Origin of the sequence: Brevundimonas sp. EAKA, assembly GCF_000698025.1 — a bacterium.
In the GTDB taxonomy this organism is placed as follows: Bacteria; Pseudomonadota; Alphaproteobacteria; order Caulobacterales; family Caulobacteraceae; genus Brevundimonas; species Brevundimonas mediterranea_A.
In genome coordinates this window covers 1-9,844 of record NZ_JMQR01000114.1, presented here as the reverse complement: position 1 = coordinate 9,844, position 9,844 = coordinate 1, and the positions used below count along the sequence as shown (strand labels likewise).

Genomic DNA, 9,844 nt, shown 5'->3' with positions numbered 1-9,844 from the left:
CACCACGACCCGCTGGGCCAGATAGACGGCCTCCTCGACATCATGGGTGACGAAGACCATGGCGGGCCGGGGCTCGGCGGCGGCCCAAAGGGCGTGCAGATCCTCGATCAGGCGGCGGCGGGTGACGCTGTCCAGGGCGGCGAAGGGTTCGTCCAGCAACAGCAGGTCGGGGGCGGTGATCAGGGCGCGGGCCAGTGCGGCGCGCATCGCCATGCCGCCCGACAGCTGCGACGGCCGGGCGTCCGGCCGGTCGCCCAGGCCGACCGCGCCCAGGGCCTGGGCCGCGCGCGAACGGGCCTGGGGCCGGGCCACGCCCGCCAGCTCCAGCGGCAGGGCCACATTGGCGACGGCGTCGGCCCAGGGCATCAGGGTCGGGCTCTGGAAGACGAAGCCGGTACGGCCGACCCCCAGGGCGCGGATCACCTCGCCCCGGCTGGGCGTCTGAAGCCCCGCCAGCAGGCGCAATGTCGTGGACTTGCCGGCGCCCGAGGCCCCGACCAGGGCGACGATCTCGCCCCGCGCCACGCTCAGGTCGATGGGGCCCAGCGGCGCGCGGCCGGGCCAGTCGACGACGACCCCCCGCAGCGCGGCGATGGGATCAGCCACGGCCCGGCAGATAGTTGTCGGTGAAGGCCTCGCGCCAGTTCAGGCCGGGGTCGAACACCCCCGCCTGGCTGACCACCTCGAAGAAGGCCTGCCAGCGGTCGGCCGTCATGGCGCCCAGGCCGTACAGGGCGGCGTCGCCCCCGTCGACGATGGCGTTGTCGCGCAGCTTCTGCCGGGCCTGGTCCAGGATGGCCTGGGTCATTTCCGGATTGTCCTTGCGGATCAGGGCGTCGCCCGGCGCCGCATCGCCCCGCAGATAGTCGCGCCAGCCCTCGGCCGAGGCGGCGATGAAGCTGCGCAGGGCCGTGGCGTTGTCGCGCGCAAAGGCGTTGGGGGCCAGAACCATGGCGGCGTAGGAGGGATAGCCCTCGTCCGCCAGCAGGAAGACCTTGGGCTCGAACCCCGCCTCCTGTTCGATGGTGTAGGGTTCGCTGGTCAGATAGCCCTGCTGCACCGCCCGCTCGTCGGCCAGGAAGGGCGCCAGGTTGAAGGTGTATTTGCGCACCTGGTCGTCGGTGAAACCGTATTTGGCCTTCAGCCAGACCCAGAAGGCGTTGATCGAGGCGTCGGCCAGCAGGAAGGGCCGGCCCTTCAGATCGGCGATGGTCTCCAGCGCGGGGTCCGGGTGGGCGATCAGGACCTGGGGGTCCTTCTGGAAGAAGGCGGCGACGGCCTTAACGGGCGCCCCGGCCGCGACCAGGTTCATCGGGATGAAGCTGTTGGACCCCATGCCCAGTTCGACCGCGCCCGAGGCCAGCAGTTGCGGCACGTTCACGCCCGGCCCGCCCTGAACGATCTGGACGTTCAGGCCGCGCTTCTCATAGGCGCCGGTCGCCAGGGCCTGATAGAAGCCGCCCTGTTCGGCCTGAGCCCGCCAGTCGGTGGCGAAACGCAGCCGCACCCGGCCCTGCTCATCCACCGGCGCCTCTGAGCGGTCGCAGGCGCGCAGGCCCAGCGCCGCCCCCCCGACCACGGCCGCGCCGCCCGCGAGCAGGGCGCGGCGACGGGTCAGCAGGCGATTCCCAAGCTGGATCATGGCCCTGCTTTACGAGGGGATGCAGGCCTTGGGAAGGCGGGGGTTCAGTTCTGATCCACGTCGGGCGCGGCCGTTTCGTCCTGCAGCTTGTAGCGGACGGGAACAACGCACCGGACGCCGGCCTCGAACCCCGGCGTGGCCTGGCTGGACTGCACCAGCCGCAGGGCGTCGACGCCGAAGGCGGCGGCCGGCTGGGCCTCGATCACCGAGACGTTGCCGATCTGGCCCCAGGGGGCGATGTCGAAGCGGATCAACGCCCAGCCCTCAATGGAGCGCTCGTTGAAGACGGTCGGAAATACGGGATTGGCCCGAACGGCGAACCGGTCTGCGACGGCCGGCGGGCATTGCTGCAGCGGGTCTTCACGCTGATCTTCCGGCGTCAGCGGCGGAGCCGCGAGGGTCCCGCCCGAGCGATAGAGATTGTAGACACAGCCGGTCCGGGCCGGTCCGGGCTGCATCCGGGTCTCGGCCGCCGCACGGCGAGCCTCGGAGTCCAGGTCTAAGTCGCCGGACGAGCCGAGAGTCTCGACGTCGGTCGCGCGGCCATCGGCGTCGATGTTCCAGCGGGTCACGGACCAACTGCGGCCGCCGGGCGGGGGCTTGCGCCCTTTTTCAAAGTCGGGAAACACAACCGTGTCCGGTCGGCGGCCGCCGAACCGGTCGCCGCAGTCGGCGCCCTGTCCGCCCAGGCGTTTCGCCACGGCGTCGCGCAGGGCCCCGGTGGTCCGGGTGACGGCGAAATAGTTCAGCAGGTCCGGGACTTCCGCCTCGTCCAGTCGAACGCCGCGCCAGCGGATCGTCAAGCGGCAATCCTTGCGCGCTTGGGCGGGAAACCGCCAGGCGGCGAGACCGGCCTGCAGGGTGTCGAAGGCTGCGGGGGCTGCGTCGGCGGGACGGATATCCACCGTGCGCCCATCCGACGCGACCGAGAAGGCCAGGATCGTCTCTGCGTCGGACATCCCCCGTCGCGCGGCCTGCTGCGCCGGCAGGTCGTCGGCGTAGAAGGGCTGAACCGCGAGGCCTTCGCACGTCGCTTCGGCCTGTGGCAGCTGCAGGATGGTGTTCTCGACCGATGGGGCCGGCCCGATCAGGACGCCGGGCCTGACGCTGATGGGCGAGGGCGTCGGTGGGGGCGGCCCCGCGTCCTGCAGCCGTGGGTCGGCCTTCGCCGAACCGGCCGTCGTTACGGCGCCGGCGGCCAGGATGCACAGGGCGGTCTGTAATGCGCGCATGACGATCTCCAACTGCACGGCATGGGTGCAGATGGGGCGGCGTCTGTCTAGCGTAAGTCTGTGAATTCGGCCCCAATTGAGCGAGGGGACGAAGCGTTCGGGGGGAACCCGTGCTCTTCGTCCCCTCGCCAAGTCCGGGTTGGACTTGGCCGGCTGGGTCGGACCCTGGCGTCAGCGCCGTTTCGAGCGAACCCGAAAGGGCGGTCGGCTGTATCCTGTCGCGCTCCGGGTCTCTGGCGTTCCACGGCCTTGCGGCCGCGTCGTCCGTCGATCCCGATCCGGTTCCCCGCCTTTCGTCGATCCTGAGACCGTCGAAGACCGGGGCCGTGGATCCCGCCTGGCGCACGTTACGACCCGAAGATCGCCCGATCACGCCGGGTCGGAGAGCCGGGCCGGTTCGCTTGAGGCCGGGGTCTCCCCCGATTTCCGCGCCGCCGTGTCCCTCGGCCCGTTGACGTTCTCGCGAAACCCGTTATGAGGCAAGCGCCCGAACTCGCCCCGATGTGCACGATTGGCCCGGCGGCGGTGGACAAGCCTGTGAACATCGGTGGACGGATCAAATTCGCCTTGGCGTATCAGTGGTTTGTATTGTCCACAGAAACGCGACGTCAGTGCGCGGCGGGCTTTGGGTAGCTGAGAACACACAGGGCGCCGGGGGCGGCGTCGACGATGCTGAAGCGGCCGTGAAGCTGATCCGCCAGGCCGAGGACGATCCGCAGGCCCAGGCTGCGTCCCTTGGCGGGATCGAAGCCCGGCGGCGGTCCGGCGCCGTCGTCGCGCACCTCCAGGCGGCGTTCCGCCCCCTGCTCATACAGGCGGACGTGGATGCGGCCGGGGCGGTCGGGGAAGGCGTGTTCCAGGGCGTTGTTGACGCATTCCAGCAGGATCAGGACGACCGGCGTGGCCTCGTCCGCCGTCAGGGCGTGCCGGGCTTCCTCGACCACGACGGCCACGTCGGTGCGGCCGGCGGCGTTCAGGGCGTCGCAGACCAGCCGGCGCGCCAGGTCGTCGAAGGGCGCCGCCGCGCCGTCGGCGTCGAGCAGGCTGCGCTGCACATTGGCGATCATGGCGGTGCGCGCCGAGGCGTCGGAGAGGGCGCGACGGGCGGCGGGATCCTTCGACATCCCGGCCTCAAGCCGCAGCAGTGCGCTGACCACCTGGATATTGTTGGAGACGCGGTGCTGGACCTCTTTCAGCAGCAGGTCGCGGCTCTCGGCCAGGGCGGCGTTGCGCGCCACCTCGCGCCGCAGATTGTCGGTCGCGGAGTTCATGCCGATGATGAAGAAGATGTCGACGGCGATGACGAAGACGTAAAAAGCCAGGGCCATCCCCGTCGCCAAGCTCAAGTCGAAACCGGGCGCGCCGATCCAGAACCACCATGCGCTGAGACCTGACAGGACGGCCGTCAGGATCGCGGGCCACAGTCCGGCGAAATAGGCCACGACCACCACGGCCGGGAAGAAGGTCAGATAGGGGAAGCCGGGCGGGAACCAGTCGGCCAGGGCCATGCGGGTCCCGAGCGCCGTCAGCCAGATGCAGATCGCCAGACCATAGCCAAAGGGGGGGCGACGAAACAGGTCCGGGTTCAAAGGCTTACTTCTCCCCCAATGCCCGCATCACGCGGCGCTCAAGTCTCGGGAGGTAGGTGAAATCCCTCAGTCCTACAATCGGGAATTTTCCTTATGACTTCAGGCGTCCGTTGAGCCAGGCGCGGACGGCCCCCCGCGCCCCCCGCGCGGCCGGGCCGCCGAAATGCAGGAAGCCGTGGGGGACTTCGGGAACGCGGATCAGGTCGGTGTCGGACGCCTCGCCCCAGCGGGTCGCCATCAACAGGCTGTCCTCGAACAGCGGGTCGTATTCGCCGGCCAGGAACAGGGCGGGCGGCAGGCCGGTCAGGTCGGCGTACAGGGGCGAGACGTCGGAACGGCGCAGGCCCGCCTCGTCGCGCTCGGGCGCCAGGCGGGCTAGGTCGGCCTGCATCGTGGGGCCGTTGAACAGCAGAGTGTCGGGGTCGGCCGAGCGGACGCTTTCCGTGCCCGACAGGTCAAAGACGCCGTAGGTGAAGACGCAGCCCTTGACCAGGTCGATCAGCCCCTGGTCGCGCAGGGCCACGGCGGTCAGGGCCGCCAGATGGGCGCCGGCGGACTCGCCGGTCAGGAAGACGGTCGCCGCGCCCAGCCGGTCCACATTGGTGACGGTCCAGTGGGCGGCGGCCAGACAGTCGGATATGGCGGCCTCGATATAGATTCCGCGCCGCTCGGACAGCAGGCGGTAATCCACCGAGACGACGCAGAAGCCGTGGCGGGCCAGATGGGCGTTCAGCCGGTCGTTCAGCCCGGCGCTGCCCAGCACCCAGCCGCCGCCGTGGATGTCCAGGATGACGGCGCGAGGCGGACCTTCGGGCCGCAGGATGCGCAAGGGCACGGGCTGGTCGCCTTTCGTCTGCACGATCTCGACCGTGACGCCGCGCTTGCGCAGGCGCGGCACGGTGATCGCCCCGGCCGCTGCGTCCAGCCACAGCGACAGCCGCTGCCCGGCGTCGATCCGCCAGGCGTCGGTGCGCAGGCGCGGCGCCCGGGCCAGGACAGCGTTGATCCGCCGCACGGCCGCCTGCTGGGCGGGGGCGAAATCGACGACATGGGTGCGCAGGGTCATGTCAGTGGAGTGGGTGACGGCGGGTTTGGTTTCAAGGGGCGGCGGCGCCGGCCAACTCGCCAAACGCTGAAATCCGCCATAAGGTCGACGCCATGAAAAAGCTCACTCCGTTCGGCGTGCTTCTGATCTTCGGGCTGATCGGCCTGTTGACCAAGGATTTCGGCCTGTGGTTCGCCTTCGGCCTCGTCGCCTTCATCGCCGTGGGCGTGGCTCAGAACCGCCGCGGGGGATCAAAGACCCCCGCGGAAGGCGACGACGAAAAGGAAGGCTAGCTCGCCAGGGCCGCCTTCTTCTCTTCCAGCTCCAGCCATTCCAGTTCGGCGGATTCCAGGTCGGCGCGGGCCTTGTCGGCGGCCTTCATGGCGGCGTCGAAGGCCTTGGGGTCGCGGGCGTAGAGGCCGGGGTCGGCCAGCGTCGCGTCGTGTTTGGCGATCTGGCCGGGCAGGGCGTCGATCAGGGCCTCCAGCTCCTTCAGGCGGTGGGCGTCCTTGAAGGTCAGCTTGCCGACCTTCTTGGCGGCGACAGCGGGGGGCGGGGCCTCGGCGGCGCGCTGGGCGGCGGCCTTGTCCTGAGGGCGGGGATTGGCGCCGGGGCGCAGGAAGCCGGGGTTCTGGCGGATGAAGTCGGTCCAGCCGCCGGGGGTCTCGACGATGTCGCCGCGCCCGTTCAGGGCCAGGGTCGAGGTGGACAGCCGGTCGATGAAGTCGCGGTCGTGGCTGACCAGGATCAGGGTGCCGTCATAGTTCTCGAGCAGCTCTTCCAGCTTGTCGAGCGTGTCCATGTCCAAGTCGTTGGTCGGTTCGTCGAGGATCAGCAGATTGGCCGGCTTGGCCAGGGCGCGGGCCAGCAGCAGGCGGTTGCGTTCGCCGCCCGACAGGGTCGAGATCGGTTGGCGCAGCTGGGCCTCTGAAAACAGGAAGTCCTTGGCGTAGGCGGCGACGTGTTTGGACACGCCGCGCACCAGGATGCTGTCGCCGCCGCCCGGCGTCAGGGCGTCCCACAGGGTCATGTCCGACTTCAGCCCCTCGCGCGACTGATCCAGATAGACGGATTCCAGATTGGAGCCCATGCGGACCGTGCCCTCGTCCGGGGCCAGCTCGCCCAGCAGGGTCTTGACCAGGGTGGTCTTGCCCGCCCCGTTGGGGCCGACGACGCCCAGGCGGTCGCCGCGCATGATGCGGGTGGTCAGGTCCTTGAACAGGGTGCGGCCGGCGAAGCCCTTGGATACGCCCTTGATCTCGGCGACCAGCTTGCCCGACGTGCCGCCGGAATCGACGCCCAGATACAGTTCGCGCGGGGCGTCCTTCATCTTTTCGGCGCGTTCGGCGCGCAGGGCGTCCAGCGAGCGGGCGCGGCCCTCGCTGCGGCTGCGGCGGGCGGTGATGGAGGAGTAGAAGGTGACGGTCTCGCGCTCGATGGTCTTGGTCAGGCGGCGCAGGGCCTCGGCTTCCTCCTCCTGCACCTTGGTCGACCATTCGTCGAACTCGACGAAGCCCTTGTTCAGGGTGCGGACGCGGCGGTTCTCCAGCCAGTGGACCGTATTGGTGACGCGGTTCAGGAAGGCGCGGTCGTGGCTGACGACCAGCAGGGCGAACCGGGCCTGGATCAGCTCGTTCTCCAGCAGTTCGATGGCCAGGATGTCGAGGTGGTTGGTCGGCTCGTCCAGCAGCAGCAGGTCGGGCTCTTCGGCGAAGGCCTTGGCCAGGGCGGCGCGTCGGGTCTCGCCGCCGGACAGGCCTTGGGTCGATTTCTCGGGATCCAGGCCGAAGGTGGCCAGCCAGCTCTCGGCCGTCCAGGTCTCGGCCTCGCCGGACGAGGCGTAGTCCAGAAGGGTTTCGCCGGTGATTTCCGGTTCCTGCGGCACATAGGCGAAACGGACGGCGGACTGGACCGAACGGTCGCCGCTGTCGGGCTCGATCAGGCCCATGACCACCTTCATCAGGGTGGACTTGCCGGCGCCGTTGCGGCCGACGAGGGCCGCGCGGCTGCGCGGTTCGACCGCGAGGTCGACGCCGTCGAAGAGGGGGCGCTGGCCGTCCTGAAGGCGGACGTCCTTGAGTGCGACGAGGGGGGGTCTGGCTGCCATTGGCGGCCATATAGAGGAGGGACGCTCGATCCGCCACGGCCTTTGGGATTTGACAGATACCGTCCAGACGGTATGTAGCGGTCATGGACATCACGACACGCCGCCGCGCCCCCGACGACACCCGGGCCGAAATCATCGAAAAGGCGCTGGAAGTCGCCGCCGAACTGGGGGCGTCGGGCTTCACCCTGGATGCGGTGGCGGCGCGGACGACGGTCAGCAAGGGGGCCTTGCTGCACCATTTCCCCAGCAAGATCGCCTTGCTGGAGGGGATGATCGACCATCTGGGGGAAATGCACACTGACAGCGTCCTGGCCGAGGCGGCCCGGGACCCGGAGCCCTATGGTCGGAATGCGCGGGCCTATCTGCGGGCCACGGTGATCGAGCCCTTCACGCCTCAGGACATCAGCATCGGACGGGTTGTCATGGCCGCCTGCGCCATCGAACCCACACTGGCGCAACGCTGGAACGGCTGGATCGCCCAGGTGAAGATCGACGATCCCAGCGACCCGGTCGGCGCGGACGACGCATTGATGCTAAGGCTTATCGCGGACGGACTGTGGATGTCGGACATCTTCGGCACGCATGCGGTGTCGCTGGACCAGCGGCGGGCCCTGCTGTCGCTGCTGACGCCCGGCCATCTGATCACGGCCAACGAGGCGTGAGCCCCATAACCTGGGCGGCCCTGCTGGGGGCCATCGGGCTGGAGGTCGTGGGCACGACCCTGTTGCAGCAGAGCCAGCAGTTCACGAAGGTCTGGCCGACGGCGGGGATGGCGGTCTGCTACGGCCTGGCCTTCTATCTGCTGTCGGTCGCGCTGAAACAGATGCCGGTGGGGATCGCCTATGCGATCTGGAGCGGTCTGGGGGTGGTGGCGATCTCGGTGATCGGGGCGGTCGCGTTCCGCCAGAGGCTGGATTGGCCGGCGATCGCGGGCCTGGCGATGATCATCGGCGGGGTGGTGGTGATCAACCTGTTCTCAAAGACCGTCGGTCACTGAGCCGGGGGCGTGGGCGAACGGAGAGACCTGTCGAAACAGGGATGCTATGGGCCGGTCCAAGTCGCGGCCGCCATCTGATCGCCGCATCCACCGATTAGGCGCGCCGTCCCATGATCCCCGTTCCGTCCCCGCTTCAGCCCTATTGGGAAACCAAGACCCTGGTCGAGATGTCCACGGCCGAGTGGGAGGGACTGTGCGACGGGTGCGGCCTGTGCTGCGTGATCCGGTTCGAGGACGAGGATTCGGGCGCGGTGATCCCGACGCGGGTCCATTGCAAACTGTTCGATTCCGCCGCCTGTACCTGCGCCGACTATGCGAACCGCAAGGTCCAGGTGCCGGACTGCATCAAGCTGACGCCGCACAATATCCAGGCCCTGGCGTGGATGCCCAAGTCCTGCGCCTATCGCCGGCTGCACGAGGGGCGGACGCTCGCGGCCTGGCATCCGCTGGTTTCGGGCGATCCGGAGACGGTGCATACGGCCGGGGTGTCGGTGCGGGGGCAGACGATCTCGGAGTTGTCGCTGGCCGAGCCGGAGGATGCGCTGGATTTCGAGGCGCCGGAGTGGGCGGTCGAACGCGGGTAGAGGCTTTTTGCTGGCCTGTCGCGCTTTGCGCTGCTTGAGGCCACTTTTCTGGGCCTATCGCGCTTCGCGCTGCTTGAGGCCGGTTATGTCGGGCTTTCGGCGTCAACTGTTACAATGACGCTGGTCCAAATCGCTTAAATACAAAGGCTTATGCTTTTCTCGGGGCGAGTTTCCAGCCTGAGGACGCTGGTGCGTTATGGTTTGGGCATGGCGGGAAAAGGCGAAGAGACGGGAACGGGCGGCCGCTGGCTGGCGTCCCTGTTCGAACGGCTGAAGACGGCGGTCGAGCGTGCGACCGACATGATCTGCAGCGAGGAACCCGAGACCTTGGACGAGGCGGAAAAGCTGGCGCGTCGCGCCGGGGTGATCGCGCGCGCCGCCAAGCTGGTGGACGCGATCCGGCCGCGCGTCGAGGCCGAAGACAGCGAAGAGGACGGGATGGGTGGACGGATCTACGACCCCGAAGAGGACGAGCGACTGCGACGCGAGTTGGCCGCTAACTGCGATCGGATCGAAGCGATCATCGAGAGCAAGCGAGATCGACAAGCTGGAGGGGGCCATCCTGAGACGGGAGGCCCGCAAGGCCCTGGTGAACCGTCACCAGATCGAACCGGTTGAACCCGGCTGGGCCACCTGGCTGCTGCTGGG

11 protein-coding genes are annotated in these 9,844 nt (G+C 68.9%); 5 read left to right on the top strand and 6 right to left on the bottom strand.

The genetic code is table 11. The annotated features are described in order from the left end of the window. The 5 genes from ER13_RS13735 to ER13_RS13715 form a co-directional block, all read right to left on the bottom strand. Window positions 1–606: ABC transporter ATP-binding protein (locus ER13_RS13735; RefSeq protein ID WP_035310098.1), on the bottom strand; the 606-nt coding region annotated here is incomplete at its 3' end. Further along, entirely contained in the window at window positions 599–1,642 is a 1,044-nt protein-coding gene (locus ER13_RS13730; RefSeq protein ID WP_035310096.1) for an ABC transporter substrate-binding protein, read from the bottom strand. The genes ER13_RS13730 and ER13_RS13735, both read right to left, overlap by 8 nt. 44 nt (window positions 1,643–1,686) lie before the next feature. Then, window positions 1,687–2,874, bottom strand: coding sequence for a TonB family protein (locus ER13_RS13725; RefSeq protein ID WP_155988162.1), 1,188 nt, complete (start codon window positions 2,872–2,874; stop codon window positions 1,687–1,689). 608 nt (window positions 2,875–3,482) lie between these two features. After that, window positions 3,483–4,463: a sensor histidine kinase gene (locus ER13_RS13720; RefSeq protein ID WP_035310093.1), complete on the bottom strand. Its 981-nt coding sequence runs from the start codon at window positions 4,461–4,463 to the stop codon at window positions 3,483–3,485. A 91-nt stretch (window positions 4,464–4,554) separates the two neighbouring features. After that, window positions 4,555–5,529, bottom strand: coding sequence for an alpha/beta hydrolase (locus tag ER13_RS13715; protein WP_035310091.1), 975 nt, complete (start codon window positions 5,527–5,529; stop codon window positions 4,555–4,557). A 92-nt stretch (window positions 5,530–5,621) separates the two neighbouring features. Between ER13_RS13715 and ER13_RS13710 the strand changes: the two genes are divergently transcribed. Then, window positions 5,622–5,801: a hypothetical protein gene (locus tag ER13_RS13710; RefSeq protein ID WP_008264376.1), complete on the top strand. Its 180-nt coding sequence runs from the start codon at window positions 5,622–5,624 to the stop codon at window positions 5,799–5,801. Here the strand turns inward: ER13_RS13710 and ER13_RS13705 are convergent. Next, window positions 5,798–7,615 (bottom strand): ABC-F family ATP-binding cassette domain-containing protein, encoded by a 1,818-nt coding sequence (locus tag ER13_RS13705; protein WP_035310089.1) that lies wholly within the window; start codon window positions 7,613–7,615, stop codon window positions 5,798–5,800. The two genes, ER13_RS13710 and ER13_RS13705, sit on opposite strands and share 4 nt — an antisense overlap. Before the next feature lie 83 nt (window positions 7,616–7,698). On the opposite strand from ER13_RS13705, the gene ER13_RS13700 reads away from it, so the two are divergent. From ER13_RS13700 to ER13_RS13685, 4 genes are all read left to right on the top strand, one after another. Continuing rightward, a complete protein-coding gene (locus ER13_RS13700; RefSeq protein ID WP_035310087.1) occupies window positions 7,699–8,277 on the top strand; it encodes a TetR/AcrR family transcriptional regulator in 579 nt (192 codons plus the stop codon). Further along, window positions 8,274–8,612, top strand: a complete 339-nt coding sequence (locus ER13_RS13695) for a multidrug efflux SMR transporter (protein ID WP_035310086.1) — start codon at window positions 8,274–8,276, stop codon at window positions 8,610–8,612. Before ER13_RS13700 ends, ER13_RS13695 begins: the two co-directional genes overlap by 4 nt. Window positions 8,613–8,722: 110 nt before the next feature. Beyond that, window positions 8,723–9,196, top strand: a complete 474-nt coding sequence (locus tag ER13_RS13690; protein ID WP_035310084.1) for a YcgN family cysteine cluster protein — start codon at window positions 8,723–8,725, stop codon at window positions 9,194–9,196. 189 nt (window positions 9,197–9,385) lie between these two features. Next, window positions 9,386–9,814 (top strand): hypothetical protein, encoded by a 429-nt coding sequence (locus ER13_RS13685; protein WP_230307717.1) that lies wholly within the window; start codon window positions 9,386–9,388, stop codon window positions 9,812–9,814. The last annotated feature ends 30 nt before the right edge of the window (window positions 9,815–9,844 follow it).

Bases quoted from the DNA above. Each gene is read 5' to 3' on its own strand.
- ER13_RS13700 (WP_035310087.1), top strand. From the start codon at position 7,699: ATGGACATCACGACACGCCGCCGCGCCCCCGACGACACCCGGGCCGAA.
- ER13_RS13725 (WP_155988162.1), bottom strand. From the start codon at position 2,874: ATGCGCGCATTACAGACCGCCCTGTGCATCCTGGCCGCCGGCGCCGTA.
- ER13_RS13715 (WP_035310091.1), bottom strand. From the start codon at position 5,529: ATGACCCTGCGCACCCATGTCGTCGATTTCGCCCCCGCCCAGCAGGCG.
- ER13_RS13710 (WP_008264376.1), top strand. From the start codon at position 5,622: ATGAAAAAGCTCACTCCGTTCGGCGTGCTTCTGATCTTCGGGCTGATC.
- ER13_RS13705 (WP_035310089.1), bottom strand. From the start codon at position 7,615: ATGGCAGCCAGACCCCCCCTCGTCGCACTCAAGGACGTCCGCCTTCAG.
- ER13_RS13730 (WP_035310096.1), bottom strand. From the start codon at position 1,642: ATGATCCAGCTTGGGAATCGCCTGCTGACCCGTCGCCGCGCCCTGCTC.
- ER13_RS13690 (WP_035310084.1), top strand. From the start codon at position 8,723: ATGATCCCCGTTCCGTCCCCGCTTCAGCCCTATTGGGAAACCAAGACC.